We start from the raw sequence: 22566 nt of genomic DNA on the forward strand, positions 1-22566 counted from the left end.
CTCTGCCAGAAGCGCCCTAATAACAACCAATTTTGCCTGAACTGTGCCCCCTCCCTCGCAGTTCCTATATTTCATAGGTGAGATCAGAATGGAAGTTTCTGCTCCACCACCATAGCTGTGGCGTTGTACTTCCTGCCGATCCGGAATGTGTCCCCCATAGTCGTGATAGTACGACCACGAAGATCGGTCGCTTTCTTGTCCTCAGCCAGGAAGCGCATGGCATCGGCAATCCGGTGCGCGAGCTTGCCGATCGCCTGGTTGTATCGGTCAGCACTACGACCGATCTCCAGGGCAGCATCCAAGGTTGCACCATGCAACAGGGCGTCGGCCACCCACTCACCGACCTCTTTAGCCGTGTCGTGATCGTTCTTGCGGTCTGCGACCTTACCGAGCAGATAGAACAGAAAATCGTCGTCACGGTTCGCCGCCCACCCGTTGATGAAGTGGCACTCCATCTGGAACACGTCGAACAACGAGTAGAGGGTGCCATCCGACAGCATGGACAGTTCTGGGTAGAGAGCTCGCAGCTGCGGGAATTCTTCCTCCCCGTACTCCGGCACCTCATCCGTCGGGTCGTTCAGCGTTTCCAGGCGCAGGCCGGCAGCCTGGGCCCAGACCTCTGCAGCTCGTTCTTGAGCATGCTTGGCGGCATGAGCGATATCGCCACGCCACTTCGCTTCAGTTTCCTTCACGGCGTTGAACATCACCTCCGAGACTGGCTCAAAGCCCGCCTCGAACTCGACGTTACCCAGCGCCGTGTAGACCCAGCCTTCAGCCGCCGGCCCTTCGGGGATTTCAGGCCGGGCCGGCAGCAGCGCCAGATCCAAGGGATCGCGCAGCGTCATCGGCTGCCCGCGATAGGTGAAGTCACCACTACCAGGGAGAACACCACCCACCAGTAGGTTGGCGAACGCGGCTTTCACGTCGCCCTCCTCCTGGAAATCCCCCGGCATTCGAGCATTGAAGGGGCGGTGCAGGATTAAGCGGCCAGTCGCCCGAGATTCAAGGGTGGCTGTGTCCATCGCCGCAAGAGTTTCCGTTTGGTAGGGAACCGGCACTACTCCCCAGGCCTCGACGGCTTCCTTGGCAGAAACAGTTGCTTCGGCAATCAAGCTGAGAGCCAGTTCTTCGACCGTTAAGCTGCGGGCCATCTCTTGCAGCTGTGCATGCGGCTGCTCCTTCTGGCGCTCTTTCACCAGGTGTACCAGCTTGTCGAAGACAAACACCTTCCCGTCATTGACCAGGTAGGTTGCATTAGGTACGCCAGACACCTTTCGCAACTCTTCCTTCAGCGTGTCATTCAGCCCCCCCAAAAAGTTGCTGTACTCGTCCACGAACAGCATCCGCGGTGGCTCAGTTTTGACGTGTTTGTCGTCAGACATGACTCAATTCCTTTCCAGTGCCTCAATGGGCATAAACGGTGACCAGTTACCCGCCGAGCAATAATTCATTCGCTGGCTTGGCCGAAAGAGGTGCCTCGAATATTGTTGGCCTCGTCGCAGATCCGGGCAACCTCCAGCATCGCTTTCAGCGCTCGCTCCTCCGTTTCCTTCGTGGCGAATGCAATCATGAACCCATGCAGCAGGCCTGCGAGCATTGCCCCACTGTCCGCAACGTTACGGTTCCCTGCCACGGCGGAAAATTGCTCCAGAAGGGGAGCAGGTGCCTTCAGAAGAAATTCCTGCCCGAGGGATTTTCCGATACTTGCCGCATGGACACACTGGTGAGCCAAGGCTTCTTCAGGCGACATCGGTGTACCGTCATAATGCTCGAATGACGCCTTTACATGGTTGCGACCGTGCATGTGGGTAATTGCACGGACTTGCCCACCCATTTGCATTCGACCTGACCAGTCATTTGCATCGGATTTGACCAGCAAGATTCGTGGACATGACCGGCAGAGAACGACCCTATGCTGCCCTTCAGTGCGTCGTTCCCGCCGGCCTTTCTGCCGCAAAAGCGACCCTGTATCGAGGATCCTCGCCCTTCAACTCCGAAGATAGGAACCCGTTGCGGGTACGCTAATCAATGTCTTCCAACTAAGAGCGCGAAGTAGAAATCATAGATAAGCCTCTGGCCCCCTTAGTGAGCCATCGATTCGTCGTCTGGCCGATCTCTAGGCGCTTGGCTTTGGGGCACCAGACCGCGCCCAGCGCCATAGCCTTCTGGCCATCGTTCTCCAGATGGCAGGACTTGTCGCAGTAGATGTTGAAGGTTTCGCTCATCACGCCACCGCCTGCTCAACCAGAGTGCTGGCCAGTTGTTCGTTCAGTTCGCGGGCCTGGGATAGGCGGATTTCCAGTTGGTCGCAGAGGGCCATAAGTTGATCGACTTTGTTGACGATGCGGTGTTGTTCGGCTAGAGGCGGCCAAGAAAACAAGAACTCAACTACCTGGGATTGGTTAATGAACGGCTGGTCTGATCCTTGCAGGCTCTCATTCAATTTGCCAATGAATAAATGAGACTGCAGATAGTAATAAAAAAATTTAGCCTCTACGGATGAGTCGTAAAAGTTAAATCTTCCAACTCTCTGATACAAAATTGCAGGGAGGTCTTTTTCAGAGATAATGCAAACCTTCATCCTGCCATTAAGTAACGGCCTGTTAAGTGCTATCAGTACATCTCCTTCTTTGAGTGCAAGCTCTGGATAGTCATTGAGATAATTTTCCGGAAGGAAATTTTCAATTTGCCACTTTGTATGCCCAAGGCTTACATTCGCTATTTGAAAAAGTCTAGCGCCACTAAGCGAGTACTCCTGCGCTTTAAAGCCTTTTCCTGATGTTAAAGATAATATTTCCCCGAGACGGACCCACGTCCATTTCTCTGGCAGTACAAACGGTTTTTCCTCTTCAACAATTTCAGCCTGCGCTTTCTGCCTCTTGATCTTGCCTTCCGCTACCAGTCGCGCCTTTTCCTCAACAATCCGCTTGAGCAGCTCACTGGCCGGTTCATCGCTGGGATCTTGCGGCACCAACTTGCCCATCACGGCCAGTTGCAATAGGGTTTGTTTGAGGGCGACGATGCTGGGTTCGGTGGTGAACAGGGCGTGGAAGTGTTCGGCCAGGCGTTGCCAGTTGGTGGCGAAGTCATCTGCGTCGCAAGCTTGGGTCAGGCTGTCGAGCAGCGCTTGTACGAGTTGGGTATGGGCGCTTTCGGCGTCGGCCTGCTGAGCTTCCAGGCGGTCGCAGAGTGCCATCAACTCATCAACTTTGGCTACGATTCGGTATTGTTCTGCAAGTGGAGGAATAGCAAACAACAAGGGGCGTAGTTTTGCCAATGACACGTTAGCAATGTTTGTGGTCTGGCTCGCACTATCTATTAAGGCACTTCGAGCATGAGGTGTGCGCAGTAGTGCCATCACAAATCGAGGTTCAATCAACACCGGGCGTAGGACACCGAGAAAGCCACCAAATGTTGTTGGCTGATCAAGTGTTGAACCAATCATGGCAACTTTTCCGACTAGTTCCCGGCTGTTTGCCATGGACATAACAATGTCATACGGCTGGACGTACTGATCAGGTCGAGAGATAAAACTCTCGCGGATGTACAGCAGATCATCCCATTCAATTTCGTTTTGCACGTTTGCAGTCCGCAGACATGCAACACGCCCGTGCTCTGGTTCTCTCGATTTCTCGTTGGCTGGGAAAGTAATTCCACGAACAATCTCAACGACCTGGCCAAGTGAAGCAACGTCCCACGTCGATGGTATTGGGTAAGAAATTTCGGCTACGGCGTCATCTACAGTCTTACCTTTCTTGATCTTCCCTTCAGCCACCAACCGCGCCTTTTCCTCAACAATCCGCTTGAGCAGCTCACTGGCCGGTTCATCGCTGGGATCTTGCGGCACCAACTTGCCGCGTACCGCCAATTCCAGGATCAGCTCTCGCAGCTTTTTGATGCCATTGGGTGCGCCAGCCAGCAGCGGCAGATTCTCGGTCAGCAACGCTGTCATACCTGGCGCTCCAGTGCTTTGGCCAGCACGGCCCTAAGCTGGTCGCGCAGGTCGCTGATTCCACCTTGCAGGGCGGCATAGCTGCGTAGCAGTTCGCCTGGGTCATGGCTAATTTGCTCGCCGATATGTGGGTTTTTGCAGTCGAGGTTCCAGTTGCGCGCCTGCAGCTCTTCGACACTGACCTGCCAAGCGAATTCGTTCTCCACCCGTGCGGCAAAGCCGTCGGTCTCGTTGCCCCACCAGGCTTCTTCTGCGCTAAATTCTTCGATACGCATGGGCCGGGTCTTAGAGTAGTTTTTCACTCCGGCCGGGTACTGATGCTCGTAGAACCACACTTTTTTGGTCGGAGTACCTTTAGTGAAGAACAGCAGGTTGGTTTTGATACTGGTGTAGGGGTTGAACACGCCGCTGGGGAGGCGAACGATGGTGTGCAGATTGCACTCGGTCAGCAGCTTTTCCTTGATGCGGCTCTTGATACCTTCGCCGAACAGGAAGCCGTCAGGCAGCACCACGGCGGCGCGGCCGCCGTCTTTAAGCAGGTGCATGATCAGCACCAGGAACAAATCGGCGGTTTCACGGGTACGGAAGGCGGCGGGGAAGTTGGTTTCGATGCCGTCTTCTTCCATGCCCCCGAACGGCGGGTTGGCAACTATGCAGTGCACGCGCTCACTCGGCCCCCAGCTGATCAGCGGTTTACTCAAGGTGTTGTCGTGACGGATCTGGCTGGGCACCTCGATGCCGTGCAGGATCATGTTGGTAGTGGCCAGCAGGTGCGGCAGCGGCTTCTTTTCAACGCCGAAGATGCTGGCCTGCAGGATGCGTTCGTCCTCGGCGGTTTTTACATAGCGGCTGCGCTTGCGCTCGATCGCGCAGGTAAGGAAGCCGCCGGTGCCGCAGGCCGGGTCCATAACTTTCTCGTCCAATTTTGGATCGACCATACGCACCATGAATTCGGTGACCGGGCGCGGTGTGTAGAACTCGCCAGCGTTGCCGGCATTCTGCAGGTCGCGCAGCAGTTGCTCGTAGAGGTTGCCGAATTCGTGGCGCTCCTGGGCCTTGTTGAAGTCCACACCTTGCTGAATTTTGTTGATCACCTGACGCAGCAGCTGGCCCGACTTCATGTAGTTGTAGGCGTCTTCAAACACGCTACGGACTACGAAGGCTGAAGGTGTGTTGCTGTACTCATGCAAGTTCTGCAACTGGGGAAAGAGGTTGTTGTCGATAAAGTTCTTCAACTCATCGCCGGTCATCCCTTCCGGGTCGGCAGCCCAGGTGCGCCAGCGGCAACTCTCGGGGATGGGCGAGTGGTAGTTATCGTCCATGAGCTCCCATTCCTGCTCGCGGTCATCGAATATCTTCAGGAATAGCAGCCAGACAAGTTGGCCGATACGCTGAGCGTCGCCGTCGACACCAACGTCTTTGCGCATGATGTCCTGGATGGATTTGATGGTGGAGCTGATCGACATAACAAGTACTCGGGAGGCGCGGCAAAGCGGACGATTGTAAAGGGATTGGCTGCTGATAGGTTACCCAGCTGCACGGCTAATCCACTTGCGGGGCAATGCGGGTTAACTGGCGTAAAGTTCGTCTTCCAGTTCATGGATGGCCTGGTTGTAACCGGCCTTGCCACCAAATGCCTTAACCAGTTCGAGGGGGGCACCGATCTGGATGAAAGGGTCGAGCTGGAGGATTTTGATGTCCTCGATATGCTCAACACCGGTATCGGCGTATTTATCTAACAACGCCTCCAGCACTTGCCGAGCCGCGCCGGAATACTTGGCAAAGTAATTGCGCTTTTTCACCTGCTCAGCACGCTCCTTGCGCGATAAGGCAGGTTGGTCGAAGGCGACATGGCAGACAAGGTCAAACGGATCGAGGGGCTTACCCTGCTTCTTTTCCACTTCCTCTGCCAGGGCTTCCCACATCACACCTTGTGCGGCCATCTCGTCGATGATGGCCTTCTTCTGCTCGGCATCACTCCAGCGGCGCAGGAAGTCATCCAGCGAGGCGAACTGTTTTTGTACGCAGGTGCGGGTGTAGTCGTGCAGCGACTCAGTGATCAGGTGGCCATCTGGTCCGTAGTACTGCACACGCTCGGCAATGACGTAGATCGGGATGCTGTCGATAACGTATTTGATGCGCTTCTTGCCGTCATCGTCGCCTGTGAACTCCAGGTCATCAGCCTCGGCATTGTTGCCGGAACTGATGCCATCGTCCTCCATCAGGTCATCGGGTGGCACGGGCGGTACGCCGCCTTCGGGGGTGTAGATCACCACCGGATCGCCGTCGAAGGCTGGGTCGGCAAACAGCTCGGTGGCCTTCTTGAAGTCCATGATGGTGAACCAGTATTTACCGAAATCCTCGTTTATGCGTGTGCCGCGCCCGATAATCTGCTTGAACTCGGTCATCGACTTGATGTGCTGGTCGAGTACGATCAGTTTGCAGGTCTGCGCATCGACGCCGGTGGTCATCAGCTTGCTGGTGGTTGCGATGACTGGGTAGCGCTCTTCCGGGTTGATGAAGTTATCCAGCTCGGCTTTGCCTTCCTGATCATCGCCGGTAATACGCATGACGTATTTGCGGTTCTCTGCAATGCGCTCCGGGTTAAGGTTGACTAGGCTCTGGCGCATGCGCTCTGCGTGGTTGATATCGTCGCAGAAGATGATGGTCTTCTGGAACGGATCCGTGGCCTTGAGGAACTCGGTAACTTTCAATGCAACCAGTTGGGTGCGCGCTTCAATTACCAAGGTGCGGTCCATATCCTTGAGGTTGTAGATGCGGTCTTCGATCAGCTCGCCATTCTTATCGAGCATGCCTTTGGGCGGACGCCATCCCTGAAGGTCTTTGTCGAAGTCGATACGCACCACCTTATAAGGTGCGAGGAAGCCATCTTCGATACCCTGCTTAAGGGTGTAGGTGTACACCGGTTCACCGAAGTAAGTGATGCTGGAAACCTCTTTGGTTTCCTTCGGTGTGGCGGTGAGGCCGACGTGGGTGGCGCTGGAGAAGTAATCGAGAATTTCGCGCCATGCGGAATCCTCGGCGGCACTGCCACGGTGGCATTCGTCAATCACAATCAGATCGAAGAAGTCGCGAGAGAACTGCTTGTAGATGTTCATCTCCTCTTCAGTGCCTGTCACGGCCTGATAAAGCGACAGGTAGATCTCATAGGAGGTGTCGATCTGACGCCTGGCGATCTTGGTCATCGCCCGGCCGAACGGTTTGAAGTCGTTGTTCTTGGTTTGATCGACCAGGATGTTGCGGTCGGCGAGAAACAGAATGCGTTTCTTCTGTTTGGATTTCCAGAGCCGCCAGATGATCTGGAAGGCAGTGTAGGTCTTGCCGGTGCCGGTGGCCATAACTAGCAGCGCGCGATTCTGCCCACGTGCCACGGCTTCGACCGTGCGGTTGATGGCGTTCATTTGGTAGTAGCGAGGCATACGCCCGGAGCCGTCGTCGTAATAGGGTGCTTCGATCTTGTGCTGAACTTGGTCGTTCAAGCCCTTCCACTGGCAGTATCGCTGCCAGAGTTCGTCAGGACTGGGGAACTGGTCGAGGCTGAGTTCGGTTTCTACTTGGCTGCCTGTGCCACTGCGGTCATGAAACAGAAAGCCATCGCCATTGCTGGAGAACACGAATGGCACATCCAACGTCTCCGCGTAACCCAGAGCCTGCTGCATACCGGAGCCGACGGAGTGCTTGTTGTCTTTCGCCTCGATCACGGCGATAGGCAGATTGGCTTGGTGGTAGAGGATGAAGTCTGCGCGGCGTGCTTCTCCACGGCTGTGTAGTTTGCCCCGGACGATGATGCGGCCCTTGGTAAAGCTGACTTCCTCGCGCACCTGCTTATGCATGTCCCAGCCAGATTGCTGGATGGCAGGTGCGATGTACTTGCTGCAGATGTCTCGCTCGGTAAGCGACTTTTTGTCCATGCTCTGATTCCCTTTCAAGCCGGCATGGTCGCTCCATCCCAGCACTGCTGATCTTACTTGGCAGGCACAAATGTACCTTGATTTGCGTTGCCAACGTGAGCAGCGGCTAATTCCCGAGTTGGGCACGGTTAAGTGGGACATCTAGCGACGGCTTGTGGCCGTTCTCTGCCGATCATGGTTACAACGCGTGTTGGTCAAATCCGATGCAATCGCTGGTCAGGACGAATGCAAGTGACTGGTCGGGTCGAATGCAAACGGGTGGTCAAGTGGAGCGCAATTTCGCAGCATGCCGGCGGCGATGCTTTCAGCTCCCTGGCGGATCTTCTCAACTGCAATCCTGGCTATGCTGAAGTCTGTTTGCGCTTCATCCATAACCGCGGCCAACAGGCGTTCATCGACATTTTCAGTGCTATCCATTTGATCCTCCGTTGATAATTATTTACCTCCATTTCAAGTTCGCATTCAATTGAAAAAACCCAAGCTCCCGGTGGCCAAACCTAACTCACAAAAAAGGCCGGGTTCACCGGCCTTTTATTTTAGAAGATCCGCGGTAGCGCAAACTCACTGGGTTCGCCATGTCTCGACTACAGCAGCGCCATGCTCTTGCTTCCACTCCTTGAGCGTCTTGTGGTTGCCGCCCTTGGTCTCAACGAGCTCACCCGTGTTGGGGTTGCGGTAGACCTTGACTGCTCGTTGCGCACGAGGTTTGCCAGGCTGATGGGTAATTTGCTTTCGATAGTCCGGATCAAGAATCGCGATGATGTCGCGCAGGCTCTTGCCATACTCAGACATCAAGGCCCGCAGCTTTTTCTCGAACTCCATCTCTTTCAAAAGGGCTTCATTTCCGCTCAGCTTCTCCAGTCGTTCCTGAAGCTCCTTGATGGCTTCCTCTGTGGCTCGGTATTCGGTGATGAGGGACATCTTGTCTCCTTGGTCTGGGTTACATGGCCCTGAGCCGTGACGGTGCGCGCCAGGCTTGCTAGGGCTGCTGGTTAGATCATGCCTGCCGATGCAAGGAATGCATAGCCCGCAAGGAATCCGGCGGAAGGCCAGAATGCGTAAAATTGAATGTCGACGAACAGTTTCTTGTTCATGGCGTCCAGGAGGGCTAAGCCTCCTCCTCCAAACGGTTGATTTCGGCAATTACGCCCTGCATGTTTTCGATCGCAATTTCGGCGGCTTCCCGGGCCTTGCCGAACAGTGATTCCTTACCTTCAAGCAGGGAGTCGAGGCGGTTGTTCTCGCGCCGGAGCTGCTTCGCAATGGAATCAAAGTCTTCACCCTCGGGAGGTTTCTTGCCCTGGAGCTTGAGTTCCATGGCTTCGGACTGCTTTAACATTAGATCGCGAACGACAGTACGCTGAGTCGCACTTTGCTCGTCGAAGCCATTAATGCTTTCGAAAACCTTCACGGCTGCTTTCACACTGGACAAGGCTTTGGTGCCAACTTCGGACTTCCCTGCCTTGGTTTGAGTGGCTGCCTGTTGAGTATTCACGCCAGGTGCAACATTGCTGCTCGAGGGAGCGCTGCTACCACCAGCCTGGCCGCCGCCGGCCTCGGCCGTGTTTTCTTCGGTACAACCCTCAGTCATCTGATGAGAAATACTCGCCGTACCCTCCTGGGCCTTGTTCGTAGCATCTGCATCATCAGCGGAAGGGATGGACGCAGAGCCACCCTCGCCACCGAAGAGGTTCGGGCCAAAATCCATTACGGTGTCGTCCTGAGTTGTTTGCATGCGGGGTACTCCTTTTCTGTTCGGGCTTTAACCTATGAAATCACCCTTCCAGAAAATCCCAACACTCATGTCTCCTCAGCATATCGGGCCTGCATTTTTGCCTTCACCCGATTTTCTAGCCTCTTGGCTACGTCAACAACGAATGCAAGGAACTGAAGATCCAGGCCCTCTTCAACCTCATTCATGATGTCGTCGGCAACGCCCTCAGCTTCTCGGCCAAATTGCATTCCAGCATCAGCCATTTCGAACAGGAGCTGAGCCGCCGGCTTTCTCTCATAGGTATAGAAAACGTCCGATTCTTGCTCAATCGCGGCTATTTGGTTTGCCGGTGCATCAGGGGCTGATGCGCCATCTTCATTTTCATCATCGTCAAGCGGTACTGGCGGAGGCAGGAGACCGTTTTTATCTGAGAGCGGAAGTGGCTTATTAGGCATCGCAGGTTTCGACCTACCCTCCTCCCTCATGTCCTTCGCAGCCTTACGAATTGCCTTAGGCCCGCGGCTACACAGTTCTTGCTGTGCTTTTTTTTCCAGCTTAGCCACCTGCTCCGCTGCGGATACGCTTACGTCGCCGGCCTTGACAGCATCCAGCAGCTCCGGGGTGCCGTCTCGGACAACCTTGCACGCAGAAGACACAGAGCGCGGACTGATACCCAGTACTTTGGCTGCCTCCTCAATAGCCATTTTTGCGGCTTCCAGCTCCTGCCCGGCGGCCTTTTCCAGGTCAACAGTGATAGCGCTACTCCCGCGCAGTGAGGACAGCTCGGCAGCGATCAAAGCCCGTTGTGCAACGGTGAGCTGCCGGCGATAGAGGTTAAGCGAGAGGACATAACCTAGGGCATCATCTCCTGTGTATTCCTCTGTTCGGGGTTCGATCAGCAGATCTTTGCAAACGCGGTACCGGTTGCGCCCATCAAGGATCTTTCCTTCATAGAGAACGATCGAGGCACGCTGTCCGTTGACATCAATATCTTCAAGCAGGGCTTCGTAGTCATCTCCGATGATTAGCGGAAATAGCTGAGCGTAATCGTGAAACTCAAGATCATAGCTTTGCATAAGCAGCTTCTCGTTCCTGTTTTATCCAAGAACGATACGTCGAAGACGCGCACAAGTGACGCTTTTTCAGGTCGTTTTTACGTCTGAATTCGCGATCATTGTTGCTACCCTAGGCTCAATCTTCATTCAAAAAAAAACCCTGCCGTATAAGCAGGGGTTGGTGTTCTAGAGAAGCCCAGACAATAAAAAATCTAAATTAAATCTTCTCTTGAAGTTGGCTTATTAGTTCTTCGAGTGCTGCTTGATCCGGTTTTGTGTCAACGAATCTAAGCGACTTGTCTGAAAGGACTTCCATGACACCCCATTTCAATTCATGCAAATCCTGGCCCGGCTCTGGTGGCGTTTCCCAGTAGGGAAAGCTTCTGACTACATGGGGCGGCATCTTTGTGATCATGGCTGAATCTCGGTATTTTCTGTCAAGGCAAAGGCTGCATGCTAATCAGTGTATAGATATACAGTTCCGCATCACTACACAAAAACGGCGTCAAAAGGTCGTCATTTTTCAGCTCGTAAACGGGTCGCAGAACGGCAAAAACCTATAAAAAGTTGTTTCATAGCACAGCATAAGCTAGGGCCATGTCTACAGCAAACACTAGGCCATCACAGACCATTTAAGGCGTAATTAGTTTCATTAATTGATGCTTTGAGTTTTCTGCCCGGCGTAAGCTCGATCCTTTACACACAAGGAAGGCGAACAGGCTGGTGAAAGCATAGATTACTACGAGGATCTATGTAGATCATTTCCCGACCGGAGCCTGGGATGCTCCGGGACAGCCTCCTTTGAGCTTCCCTGCTAGGCCTGCGGCCTCCTGGCCTACTCTCTGCTCGCACTAGAGCAACAGAGTAACGAATGAGCTGGAGGGTCAATTGCGATTCGTGCAAAAGGATGCGCTTGTGCGATTCCTTGAGGTCAACTTCACTCGCCCAGATCTCGGAGCAAGGCACCGACGCTGGTTCACCCGCACTCACTCACTGACACCTTTGGCCCAAGCCAACCTTGCCTGCGCACCTCGTCCATCGCCGCTTCCAACTCAGGGATCGAGGATATGTCGCAAGAAACCGTCGGTTTTTTTCCTTTGCGGTCTGTAGGCAACTGCAATATCACCTGTTCAGGATCGCTCAGTGACACCTGGAACTTTACGCTCGGAAGCCCGCTGAAGGTGATGCTCGCCTTCGTTTGGTTCACCTCAGCTGAGGCCTGTCGCACCTCACCTTCGTGCTCATACGCCAGCGAGATACGGTGTTTGGTTGAATTGCTCATAGATAATCCCTGGAGCTTGGTCCACGCAAATTTGCGTAACGCTTAATGCTTTGTTCTGAGCCCGCGCTTCACCGCGGATGAACCGATCTTCGCTGCTCAACATGTGAATCCGAGCGGGGGCTGAACACTTCAGCCAGTGCTCTGAAATTACCGAAAACAGCTCAATCCGGCTCAGGCCGTGCAGGTGCTCAGGCTCAATCTTTGACAGCTGTGCGAGAGCGGCGAATCGTGTCTGCGGTTGCACCACTCTGTGTTCTGGTTGCGCGACTGCGGTTGCCATATGTCCTTATCTCGTAGTCTAAAAAACCATATTCTGTCATGGCACATCGCCTTCGTGTGCACGTTTTCTAACCTGTTTCGCGTCTGAAATATTTAGTTACAAAGCAAATGTGAATCATTCGCTCTCGATCAAAGAACGGTCAATTGTCTTTAAAAAGGCCTCGAACTGCTCCGCAATCAGTTTCGCGTCGACACTTTTCTCACAACGAAGCTCGACTTTTTTTCCTTCTACGCGAACCCGGCCAATACCACTGATCTCAGTATCGGTGAATTTGCTGGACGAGTTTTGCTGGGTCCGTGAAGCAATTTCCTTAGCTAGCCAACGTAGGGCGTGTTCTTGTGTCCATTGCTCATCACGCATCGCCGTCACGGCTCGCAGAAGTAGTTCGGGCTCTTTGCTGCTGAATTCAATAAAATCCTTTGCCCGCTTCCCACCGATGAGTCCTGGATTCGTGTCCAGAATGGCTTTCACTTCATTAGGTAGGTCCATCAGCAATAGGCATCTACTCACTATCGAGTGATTGACTCCTAACCGGCGGCCCAGCGCCCTGACAGATGGCTCACCTCCAGAATCCAAAATTTTTGCGTAAGATTTACCTCGCTCGTACTCCGTGAGCGCTTCTTGGCCTTCGTTGTCCGTCAGCGCAAGGATCTGCGCCAAAGCGTCGTCCATTTCACGGACGTATGACGTAATGGTCTCCCGGCCCAGCAATTTGTGAGCACGCCATCTGCGCTCACCGCCGACCAGCTCATAAATGCCATCACCTATAGGTCTGACAGTGACGGGCTTGGCCAAGCCAACAGAAGCGATCGAATTTGCAAGGTCTTCGATAGCAGCCTCGCTGAATGCCAGACGTGGCTGGAATGGCGATACCCGTATATTGCTGGTGCTGATCTCAGCTATGACACCGTTCGCGGCTCCCGTTTCAAGAACCTTGCCGGAGACTTTAGCCTGGCTATTCTCGCCCTCGATGCCTGCTACCGCTTGCTCAGCAACAGGCTCATTGACCTGTTGCTGAGCAAGCATTTCCCTAACCGAAACTCTTAAATTGGGTTCAGGCAATTCCGCCGGCGTCCTTTTGACGCCAGACATCCAGGTAGGCGCATCTTTTGGCTTTCCTGGAAAATCCTCTGACTTAGCCATAATTTCTCCGTCAATTAACCGCTGTAACGTGGAGCGCATCTAATCTTTGGGGCTGCTGAAGATCTCAAGTGGTGCTCGGAGCACCAGTTAAGCTCAGCAGACTGATGGTGCTCCGAGCACCAGTGAAGCTCAAAACCCAGGTGGTGCTCCGAGCACCAGTCACTGAGAAGCAAACTCCCGGATTTTTTGGAGTGCTTCGCTAAAAACTGAGCGCATGGAGTCAATAGTTTTGCTGGTAGCGCCCTTCCATACGATCAGAGGAATGCCTTGATCCAGCGCTTTACCATAGTCTTCTGAGTAATAGAGCTTTTCTTCAGCAACCCGACCAGGGAAGAGATCGTTCAGAACGACAAGGTTATTCAAGATGCGTTTACGGTTCCTGATGAACATGGTCGGGATTGCTAGAACAACAGGGGAGCGACGGTATGCCTTGGCAAATCGAACCATCCATTCATTCAGCCGCATAAGGGCGCGGAAAGAGAATTTATCCATCCGAACAGGGCAGATAACAAAGTCGCTAGCGACGATGGAGTTTTTTGTGAGTCGAGAAGCGGTAGGGGCATTGTCGAAAAGGATCACGTCATAGGCTGACGTATCAATACCGGGAATCTCTCCAGTCCTGGCTCGCTCTAGCCAGTCTGCATACCAGAAATCCATATTGTTCTCTGCGTCTAAAGCAACAACAAGATCCTCGAGGTACGCATCAGCTGGGATGAGGTGGGGGCCGTTCTCGCCGAATGGTTTTTTGATGACTTGCTCAAAAGACAATGGCTCGAATTGTCGACCTCTCAGCTCTGGGCTCAAAAGGTTCCCTAGGTTGCCCTCAACATAGCGCTCTGGAGGAATTCCCATCGATTCAAGGTCAGACCTTGCCAAATCTGGGTCATACCCCAGCTCACTCGACGAGTCGCCCTGGGGATCATTATCAATGATAAGAATCCGGAGCCCTTGCATCTGGAGGTAGATTGCCAGGTTGACCGTTACAGTCGTTTTTCCCGTGCCGCCCTTGGGAACGAAGGTTGATATCACAACCTGCCGTGGTAGCCCCTTTGCTTGACCTTTCGCTCTACGGATCGCTGCGATATCGAAAATATCACTCAGGGTATAAGCCCGAGTTGGGACAGTGCCGCGAGCAATGCGGCGAATTTCCAGCCCGTTTTCATCCTCAATGTCCTGAAGACGACGGGTAGTCAATCCAAAACAATCGGCTGCAAATTTTGGGGGGTAGAGGAGGGTGGAGAAATCCGTGAAATAGACGGATTCCTCTTCAAACTGCTCGCTTGGCTGCTGCATGACGATCCCTGCATTGTTGAATACAGGTGAATCATAATACGTTAAGTCGCTTTTTCAAGAAAAATCATGGTACAGGCTGGGTTTTTGCCTGTAAAACCGAACTGGAAACGGCTTTTTCCACCTCACAGTTCGGCTTGGCTTGGATGTTTTGGAGACTAAACCCGAATTCACGCTAGGTAAAGCGAGAGCCGATGTCAGCGGTCAGGCGTACTGTTTTTGGGCATCGGTGCGTGCACGTTTGAAGTCCGCGCTTATGTAGTTGACTGTGAATTGGGTGTCCATGGGATGCGATTCGACCACTACCTCGGTGGAGCCAGACAAGAATGTGATGTTCTCAAACCCGTGGCTGGACTCGTCTGTGCCAATTTGCAGCTGGCTTCTCAGCCCGCTTAGCACTTCCTCCAGGTGAAGTTTGTCAGCTTTTACCGTAGCGACATCCAGTACCCCTTCAGCGTTGAAGGCCAGCTGAATGTCAGTGACACCCTCCAGGTTTACCTCCCATTCTGAGAGATTAAGTACCGGGCCGCCGGTGTAGGACGTACCAATCTTGTCGATGATGGTGTAGTGCTGCTGGACGTCGACGATCGTCGTAACGCCTACAGTCAGGCTTACCGGCTCCGGCGCTATGACAGCCATGCTGAGCAGATAAGCTGCGACGCCCGCGAAAGCGGCAGTATTCATTGGGTTCCTCCAGGTCATATTCGGATGGGATCATTTTCTCCTCGCCGACCTGGTGGGTGTGCTGCTTTCGAACCGAATTGTCGTCGGAAAAACAGCCATTGGATTGTGAGTCTGCTTTTGGTTTTTCAACCCTCAGAAAATTAGCTTTTCAGTTTTAAAAGCCTTTTAACTGTTTTTCTCTTGTTGTTCTCTTGTTTTTAGAGAGCTGGAGCCCTTGTATTACGTGGCCTCCAGAGGATCATCGACTACAAATTACGGCATTGCGACTACACATTCCGGCTTTGCGACTATGGATTACGGCTGAAGCGACTACAGATTCCGGCTGTGACGACTACAGATTGCGGCCGTTATCCACAGGCCGGATGGAGGGCCTGGGCTGTGTCTAACGACTACAGATTCCGGCTGCTGGATGCTGCACGTAGCACGAGTTTGAGTTTTTATGGCTCGATTTCAAGCAATTTTGTGTTCTGAATTTGCCTGAGTGGCGTTTCTTTGGATAGAAATCGCAGTAACCCATTGTTTTTAAATGATATTTTAAATTACCCGTCGCTTATTTGACGTTTTTCAGTGGTTTGCCCTCTGCCTTGGTGGATTCGCCAATAAATAGTCTTTGAGTTCACCGTTGGACCTATCGACTACAGATTACGGCTATTTTTACAGTCATCAGCTCGATGCGACTACAGATTACGGCTGTGCATGGACGAGTATGACCAGGCAGTTTTGCAGCCCTATCTTCGGTATCGACTACAGATTACGGCTGTGGATCAAAGCTGTCCCACGCTATCGACTACAGATTACGGCTGTTCTACGTGGCGAACGGACGCCAATCGACTACAAATTACGGCTACTGCCTATCGACTACAGATTTGTCCCTTGTCTTGCGATTGGATGAGGTGGTTGGCTGTGAGGCCCATTTTTACTGGGGTCTAGAGCCTAACCGACTCCTGGGTATCGACTACAGCGTAATCTCTCTGTAGGGTTCCGTTACTAATCGTGGGGCCAGACATGTCCAATTTACCCAAACCTGCCAAGCCGGAACCTAAGCCGCTCCGGGTTACGAAATCCAATACGCTGATTACCGCGTCGTACCGGCTGACGCTCAACGAGCAGCGGTTGATCCTCGCGGCTATCAGTAAACTCGATCCAAGAAGGCCCATGCCGAAAAAGGTGTCTGTCTCGGCCGTGGACTATTCGGATATCTACGGCGTCCAGCTCAGGCATGCCTATGAGCAGATGAAAGTGGCAGCTGATGAGCTGTACGAGCGCGATATTAAGACCTTTGACGGCTCTGGCATGGAGCGGAAGCGTTGGGTCGATCGGGCCAAGTATTTGGATGGTGAGGGTCGCGTTGAGTTGTCGTTCACCATCCATGTCATGCCCTATCTCACGATGCTGTACAGCAAAGTGACTAGCTATGATCTTCGGCGGGTTGCCTGCCTGGACTCGAGCCATTCGTTCCGGCTGTTTGAGATGCTGATGCAGTTTCGGAAGACAGGATGGGCCTACATTGAGGTCGAATCCTTGCGGGTCGCCCTCGGATTGTCGGATGCCTATCAACGATTCAACAACCTCCGCCAGAGAGTCATAGATCCGGCAGTTGCGGAGCTGAAGACTAAGAGCAATCTGGATGTCAGCTACGAGTTGAGGAGGGAAGGGCGGAAGGTGATCGCAATCAAGTTCACCTTCTGTGACCTCGCACAGCTCCCGCTTAATCTGGAACTTGACCCTGAAGATCTTCCCCCGCTTCCTGAGTATGACCCTGCCGAAGAAAGCGAATGGCTGATCACGAAGCCTTTGGGTGAGTTGGCTGAAGCACAAGAAGCCGGTCTGCTGTTCGCTGTTTCGGCAGAGGAAGGAGAGCAACCAGATTAGCTTGCGTCGTCATCTGACGACCGTTTGTGCCTTTGTGAGCAGTGTCGCCGGTGCCGGTTTTTTCCGCTTAGGTATTCGAATCGTCATTTGCCGTCCTTTTGGTGCCACTTCCACAAAAAACCCGCCTTAATGGCGGGTTTTTCTTGGCCCGGTCTGGGGCGCGCAGCGCTCAGTAATTAGGTACAAGCGTGAAGAGGCTTCGCCGCCATTGGCATACATCCTCGCCTGATGCTCGGCCTGCATTTTTGAGCGCGTCGAAGACGCTCAGGGCAAACGACATTGCAGCCTGGTCGTCTTCGTGGAGGTCGACAATCACAACCGGAAACTGGTCGCCGTCATCAGCATCAGGTGTTGCTATGGCGACTGTCTGAATCCCCCAGGTGATGCCGTCATCGTAAGGTTCTACAACAAATCGCTTGAGCCGGCGAATCATGCCGTCACGAATCATCTGAATCAGATCGGTGCATACCGGCTCCGATTGGCGCTGCTGGAAAAGTTGGATGGCTGTCATAAGCTACGGCTCCCTTGATCTGCATTCATCCTGCCAGCAGTCCCGTAAATCCCAAACGGAATTCCCCTGGCTTTGTTCGGCATCGGATTGGCGGCGAACCCTAGCATTCTTTTTTCCCTTGGTTGGGCGTGCCATTCCCCGCGGGTGGTGGCGGAAGTTCAACAAGGGAGGGAGTGGCTACGCAAAATGCTGTTTGCATGCCAGAAACATCGCCGTCCCAACACTCGCATTCGGCATCCCAAGCTTCTCGATCAAAGTGGAAGATTGTCCCAAGATCAACAGCCCCATCCAGGGTGGCGTATGCCCCACTCAAGGTTCCGTTGATCAGCACCGCGTAGCAATCGTCGCCGATTTGCAATGCTTTCCCTGGATTGGCTTCAAGAAGGCGCTGATAGGAAGCAAGGGTCTCGTTGTAAGTCATGGTTGCTGCTCTGATTCCGGGTGTGAGAAGACATTGCCACCTCTCCAGGAATACCCAAATCCTTTAGAGGGCAGAGCTAGCAGCCCCCGCTTGGGTTTGTGCGTGGCTATGCAACCATGGAGGCATATCAGAACGGAGATCCAAGGGATGAACTTCACCCACGAACAGGGGCCAGCGATTAACTCGTTGGCCCGTATCGTCAAGCTGGTGGCTTTTGCTGGAACAGGGAAGACCACCACGCTTGTTGGCTATGCCAAGGCTCGGCCTCAATGCCGTCTGCTCTACCTCTGCTACAACAAAAGCGTCGAGATTGCTGCCAAGCAAAAGTTTCCGCCGAACGTGACGTGCAAAACAGCCCACGGCTTGGCTTATGCGTCGATCGGATCGAAGTACAGACACAAGCTCACGAGCAACCTGCGCCTGACCGACATCGCAAGAATTATCGGCTCACAGAACTGGGAATTGGTGCGCAGCGTGCAAGAGACGCTGAACAATTATTTGGCCAGCGCGGATGACGACATCGAGCTATGTCACTGCCCCGTCAACAAGCTCAAAACGGAGCGAATGAAGCGCGCCGCCGGAAGCATCGTAGAGGGAGCCAGGCAGCTTTGGTTGCAAATGTGCGACATCCAAAACGAGGCTGCGAATATCACTCACGACGGCTATCTCAAGCTTTGGGCACTCTCGAAACCAAATCTGCGGGATCGTTACGATATTGCGCTTGGAGACGAGGCGCAGGACATCAATCCAGTGATTGCTGGTGTGCTTGCGCAGCAGGCGGCATACGGAATGGGCGTAGTCGTTTGTGGTGATGGCCATCAGATGCTGTACCGCTTCAGGGGGGCCGTAGATGCTCTCAATGCAACCTGGCTCGACAAAGCGGAAGTCCACTACCTCACTCAGTCGTTTCGGTTCGGGTCTGCCGTTGCGCACGTCGCCAACATGGTTCTCGCGTTCAAGGGTGAATCCCGCCAACTGGCTGGGCTTGGCGGCGAGACTCGTGTTTCCAAGGCACTACCTGCTGACCTTGAACATCGCACCGTACTCTGCCGGACGGTGGTTGGAGTGATCGAGACGGCGCTGGCCAATGTAGAGACTGGTGCAAAGATCTACTGGGTTGGGGGGATCGAGGGTTACAACCTCCAGGATCTTGAAGACCTACATGCGCTATCGAAGGGGTGGCGTGACCGAGTGAAGGGAAAAAAACTCCTCCAGGAATATCCTGATTACGATCTCTACAAGCAGATTGCCGATGAAAGCCAAGACCCTGAGATGAACCGCTCGATCAAGATCATCGAGCAGTACAGTGCGGATCTCCCGGAGTTGTTTGCCAAGCTGCGGCGCAATGCGGTCACTGATGAGCTTGAAGCCACCATCACCCTCAGCACCGCGCATCGTTCGAAGGGCTTGGAGTGGGATGCGGTGCAACTGGCTGAGGATTTCACCTTCGATCCATTCAATCCAGAGAACGAAAAGGAACCATGGATTGATGAGATGAACCTCCTCTACGTCGCGTGTACCCGCGCGATGCGAGTTCTTGCGGTCAACTCGACGATGTTGGAGATCATGAAAGAATTCGTCGACCGGCGTGACGGCCGCAAGCCAAATACCCCGATGGTTTTCAGGAAGAAACAGGTGGCTGCCGCGTAGTGCTCCTCGAGCATGCTTCGACTTTTGAAAATCACCCACTGATCACAGGAGATATTTTCATGCCCATTTCCAGCGACCAGGCAGCTTTGCTTCAGCAGCTGCGGAATCAAGGCTATGTAGTCTTGCTCGTTGAGCCGAGCGAAACTGAACACATCAATCGAGAAAGGTTGGAGAGCCGTTTGCGGGCCGATGCAGCGGATCACATTGAGGATCTGTTGTCCCTTGAGGCAGTCCAAATTCGTTGAGCTGACACGTAGCAAAAAAAGCCCGTTTCGAACGGGTTTTTTTATGAGCGGATTTTGGGATACTCGATAATACCACCCCTTCAATCGCGAGATCGTTTTCGCACCCTCGGCGTCGCTCCTGGTTAACATGGAGCGGAGGGGGAGGAGGGCATACGGTATAGCCGTAGTGAAGGGGTGGTATTATGAGGAATCCTAGATGACTGACGCAATTGTCTCCGCTTACGAGCGCTTGGTCGAAACCGTTGAGGCTTTCAATGAGAAGTGGCCCGCATTGGTTGTCGGCGGGATGATATGGCGCATCCCGCTCCTCACTGAACAGAGGACGCCATCTCGAATTAACGTCCAGGTACTGACAGGAACTGACGCGATCAAGGCCGCTGTAGAGGCGTTACGCGAGTTTGAGCGCGATCTCGGCCAGGCTCCAGGTACCGTGCTGCGTTTGCCGGGGTACTTTATCCTCTCCGGATCGATACTCGATGAGGGCAGGGCGGTGAACCGCTGCAAGAGCGAGCTGGTGGATGCGATCGAGGCTGAGCGAGTGTTTCGCAACGTTGCCGTCAGCCGCCGTTCCCACATCATGCGCCAGGCCCTGGGGAAAAATTTCTCCCTCAACCAGCTGAAGCGCGCAATCCAGGTTTTTGATGCTGCCCCAAGACAGATCACATTCACCTGGGCCGGTCACACCTCAGGAAAAGAGCGTGTCACTGTTGGCCACGTCCGTGAGGTGCTGCTCGCCGAGGCCCATGAAAAATCTATGGCCACCGGCGAGCCGGTGGTGAATAGCCCCCAGTGGATCGATCTGCGCAGCATTGCGAATATGGCTGAAACCGATATGCTGGATGTGCCAAAGCCCATCGCTCCGCATCCGCGGGCCATGCTGTGGTTTTCCGAGCGCAGCCGGTATGACGCAATGCTGCATGCCAACCTTCCATTCTTCGTACTCGATGGGCAACCCGCTGCAAGGATCGTTGGCCTCAAGAACTTCGATAGAGACTCGCGATCAGCAAAACGACCAGACGTAAAGCAACGGTTGCCGGCACTCCCTGGGGGGCGCTTTTTCGTAGCCTCATCCACTGCGGACCCAGTTGCTCAGGAGCCCGGCGCGCCAGAGACACCTGAGGTGCTATCGACGTACCGAGAGTCAGTAAAAGGCGTCGTTGATCAGTAGACTTACCCTTTATAAACAACAGCTTAGACTTCTTATAATCTTTGTTATGTTAAATTCGGTAGCAGCCTAATAATTAGGATGCGTCCTTTAGCCTCGCGCTTTGATGCTCTACCCAAATAGCTGGTGAACCACGTACGCTCTGCTGAGGCCGCTTGCATTCCGCCAGCTGCCTGAAATGGAGATCGAGAAGATGATGATTGATGGCGTTGAGAAACGAATTGAAGCCGGCGTGAATACGGCCCTGGACATGGTTGAGGTACTGGTTGCAGCTGGCCAGCCCCTCAAAGCTGCGATTGCCACCTCGCGAATACTCACGATGGAAGTTGTCCGCGAGTCTCTGGCAAAGAACCTGGCGAACAAAAGCGGCTCGGTGATTACTCACACCTTGGCCACTACGCCAGCCCATTCTGGTCCGGTACCGGCCCAGCACACTGCAAAAACGAAACAGCATCAGACCGTTGATTGATCATCGAGGCCGGCCGGGAGATCTTCACGATACACCCGGCCAGGCACGCAAAACTCGCTCCCTCACCTCACGCTTCCCGTCAGCACGGGCTGTAACGACCGCACAGCGCCCTGGAGGCTCAGGAAGGGTTAACCTGGCCCTGAAGGCTACAAAACCGCATATCCCCTCCGAACGGCCCTTATCGGCAGTTTCCGGCCCGTTTGAAACCCGCAGCTTCGGCGTCCGCAGCGCTCGCAAACTCTACCCGGTTGCGCGTTCCGACTTTTTCATAGCTCGGACAGCCCACTGGCAGGTGGTAAACATTGCTATTGCGGTTGCCAATCACCGGCGAAAGCGAGCTGGAGGCGTATCCACCAGATACCTGGTGCTGAACTGGTTCGCTCCGAATGGCCTGTGCCATTGTGCCCGCTCCCTTCACTCGCATACCGAGATTCCAGGATCTTTCACCTGTTACGAATGGGTTGCTATGCCCCATTACTCTGGCGATCCGCCGGTCACGCTCCTGTTCCCACGCGCTCACCGGGTATTGACGATCCCAGGCCATCAGCAACTGCTGTTGTGCTCTGGACATCGATAGCCCGTAACGGTCGTGCATGTAGAAGTAGATTCGGGCTACCGCGCCCTTCACCTGGTCGCGAGGCTCTGTCACGCGCTGCTGAAAATCTGTTCTGGTCGGGCAAGCGCCGTATTGCATCGGTGTTGAGGGTAAAACGCCATAGCGAAAATTGCTTCGGTCAGCATTGACCTCGCCAACACTCACCGCAAGGTTGTGCATGTCGGCTTCCATTTTGCGAAATACCGGATCGGTATCGATGCAGTTCTTGCGCCCCCCGTTCTGCCAACACTGCCGCTGGCTGCCGAAGGCGTATGCTGGCAAGACGTGCTCCCATTGGGGTCGCCT

General features: G+C 53.9%; 20 protein-coding genes and 1 pseudogene. 5 read left to right on the forward strand and 16 right to left on the reverse strand.

What is annotated here, in order from left to right:
• Positions 1 to 83 precede the first annotated feature (83 nt).
• From DU29_RS0114660 to DU29_RS0114735, 13 genes are all read right to left on the reverse strand, one after another.
• Positions 84 to 1382, reverse strand: a complete 1299-nt coding sequence (locus DU29_RS0114660; RefSeq protein WP_011077926.1) for a hypothetical protein — start codon at positions 1380 to 1382, stop codon at positions 84 to 86.
• 65 nt (positions 1383 to 1447) lie between these two features.
• Positions 1448 to 1879: a hypothetical protein gene (locus DU29_RS01000000129975; RefSeq protein WP_177326963.1), complete on the reverse strand. Its 432-nt coding sequence runs from the start codon at positions 1877 to 1879 to the stop codon at positions 1448 to 1450.
• Between the two features lie 345 nt (positions 1880 to 2224).
• Positions 2225 to 3952: a restriction endonuclease subunit S gene (locus DU29_RS0114675; protein ID WP_028622364.1), complete on the reverse strand. Its 1728-nt coding sequence runs from the start codon at positions 3950 to 3952 to the stop codon at positions 2225 to 2227.
• Positions 3949 to 5418 (reverse strand): type I restriction-modification system subunit M, encoded by a 1470-nt coding sequence (locus DU29_RS0114680; protein ID WP_028622365.1) that lies wholly within the window; start codon positions 5416 to 5418, stop codon positions 3949 to 3951. The genes DU29_RS0114675 and DU29_RS0114680 overlap by 4 nt, the downstream gene beginning before the upstream one ends.
• A gap of 102 nt (positions 5419 to 5520) precedes the next feature.
• Positions 5521 to 7884 carry an EcoAI/FtnUII family type I restriction enzme subunit R gene (gene hsdR / locus DU29_RS0114685; RefSeq protein ID WP_028622366.1) on the reverse strand — a complete coding sequence of 788 codons (2364 nt, stop codon included), beginning with the start codon at positions 7882 to 7884 and terminating at the stop codon, positions 5521 to 5523.
• Positions 7885 to 8100: 216 nt separating this feature from the next.
• Entirely contained in the window at positions 8101 to 8301 is a 201-nt protein-coding gene (locus tag DU29_RS1000000132930; RefSeq protein WP_152635548.1) for a hypothetical protein, read from the reverse strand.
• 144 nt (positions 8302 to 8445) lie between these two features.
• A complete protein-coding gene (locus tag DU29_RS0114695) occupies positions 8446 to 8805 on the reverse strand; it encodes a histone-like nucleoid-structuring protein, MvaT/MvaU family (protein WP_011077924.1) in 360 nt (119 codons plus the stop codon).
• A 187-nt stretch (positions 8806 to 8992) separates the two neighbouring features.
• Positions 8993 to 9619, reverse strand: coding sequence for a hypothetical protein (locus tag DU29_RS0114705; RefSeq protein ID WP_016502327.1), 627 nt, complete (start codon positions 9617 to 9619; stop codon positions 8993 to 8995).
• 65 nt (positions 9620 to 9684) lie between these two features.
• Positions 9685 to 10674 carry a hypothetical protein gene (locus DU29_RS0114710; protein ID WP_011077922.1) on the reverse strand — a complete coding sequence of 330 codons (990 nt, stop codon included), beginning with the start codon at positions 10672 to 10674 and terminating at the stop codon, positions 9685 to 9687.
• A gap of 955 nt (positions 10675 to 11629) precedes the next feature.
• Positions 11630 to 11935 (reverse strand): hypothetical protein, encoded by a 306-nt coding sequence (locus tag DU29_RS0114720; protein WP_011077920.1) that lies wholly within the window; start codon positions 11933 to 11935, stop codon positions 11630 to 11632.
• Between the two features lie 394 nt (positions 11936 to 12329).
• On the reverse strand, positions 12330 to 13358 hold the full coding sequence (locus tag DU29_RS0114725; protein ID WP_011077918.1) for a ParB/RepB/Spo0J family partition protein: 1029 nt from the start codon (positions 13356 to 13358) through the stop codon (positions 12330 to 12332).
• Between the two features lie 159 nt (positions 13359 to 13517).
• The gene (locus DU29_RS0114730) at positions 13518 to 14651 is read right to left on the reverse strand and encodes a ParA family protein (protein ID WP_011077917.1); all 1134 of its coding nucleotides are present in this window, start codon (positions 14649 to 14651) and stop codon (positions 13518 to 13520) included.
• Positions 14652 to 14852: 201 nt separating this feature from the next.
• Positions 14853 to 15332 carry a hypothetical protein gene (locus DU29_RS0114735; RefSeq protein ID WP_011077916.1) on the reverse strand — a complete coding sequence of 160 codons (480 nt, stop codon included), beginning with the start codon at positions 15330 to 15332 and terminating at the stop codon, positions 14853 to 14855.
• Positions 15333 to 16337: 1005 nt separating this feature from the next.
• On the opposite strand from DU29_RS0114735, the gene DU29_RS0114740 reads away from it, so the two are divergent.
• A complete protein-coding gene (locus tag DU29_RS0114740) occupies positions 16338 to 17204 on the forward strand; it encodes a replication initiation protein (protein ID WP_011077915.1) in 867 nt (288 codons plus the stop codon).
• Between the two features lie 169 nt (positions 17205 to 17373).
• Here DU29_RS0114740 and DU29_RS0114745 read toward each other — a convergent pair whose 3' ends face one another.
• Both DU29_RS0114745 and DU29_RS0114750 read right to left on the reverse strand, forming a co-directional pair.
• Positions 17374 to 17715 (reverse strand): hypothetical protein, encoded by a 342-nt coding sequence (locus DU29_RS0114745; protein WP_016502326.1) that lies wholly within the window; start codon positions 17713 to 17715, stop codon positions 17374 to 17376.
• A gap of 100 nt (positions 17716 to 17815) precedes the next feature.
• Positions 17816 to 18136, reverse strand: a complete 321-nt coding sequence (locus DU29_RS0114750; protein WP_028622368.1) for a hypothetical protein — start codon at positions 18134 to 18136, stop codon at positions 17816 to 17818.
• A 147-nt stretch (positions 18137 to 18283) separates the two neighbouring features.
• On the opposite strand from DU29_RS0114750, the gene DU29_RS01000000129985 reads away from it, so the two are divergent.
• From DU29_RS01000000129985 to DU29_RS0114770, 4 genes are all read left to right on the forward strand, one after another.
• A complete protein-coding gene (locus DU29_RS01000000129985; protein ID WP_033050535.1) occupies positions 18284 to 19786 on the forward strand; it encodes a 3'-5' exonuclease in 1503 nt (500 codons plus the stop codon).
• Positions 19787 to 19845: 59 nt separating this feature from the next.
• Positions 19846 to 20031: a hypothetical protein gene (locus DU29_RS0114760; RefSeq protein ID WP_016502325.1), complete on the forward strand. Its 186-nt coding sequence runs from the start codon at positions 19846 to 19848 to the stop codon at positions 20029 to 20031.
• Between the two features lie 196 nt (positions 20032 to 20227).
• The gene (locus DU29_RS0114765) at positions 20228 to 21199 is read left to right on the forward strand and encodes a DNA replication terminus site-binding protein (RefSeq protein ID WP_011077913.1); all 972 of its coding nucleotides are present in this window, start codon (positions 20228 to 20230) and stop codon (positions 21197 to 21199) included.
• Between the two features lie 175 nt (positions 21200 to 21374).
• Positions 21375 to 21665, forward strand: a complete 291-nt coding sequence (locus tag DU29_RS0114770; protein WP_011077912.1) for a hypothetical protein — start codon at positions 21375 to 21377, stop codon at positions 21663 to 21665.
• 178 nt (positions 21666 to 21843) lie between these two features.
• On the opposite strand, the pseudogene DU29_RS01000000129990 reads toward DU29_RS0114770, so the two are convergent.
• A pseudogene (locus DU29_RS01000000129990) lies at positions 21844 to 22566 on the reverse strand (endonuclease); the annotation flags it as partial.

The organism is Pseudomonas sp. Ant30-3, assembly GCF_000690905.1.
GTDB lineage: Bacteria > Pseudomonadota > Gammaproteobacteria > Pseudomonadales > Pseudomonadaceae > Aquipseudomonas.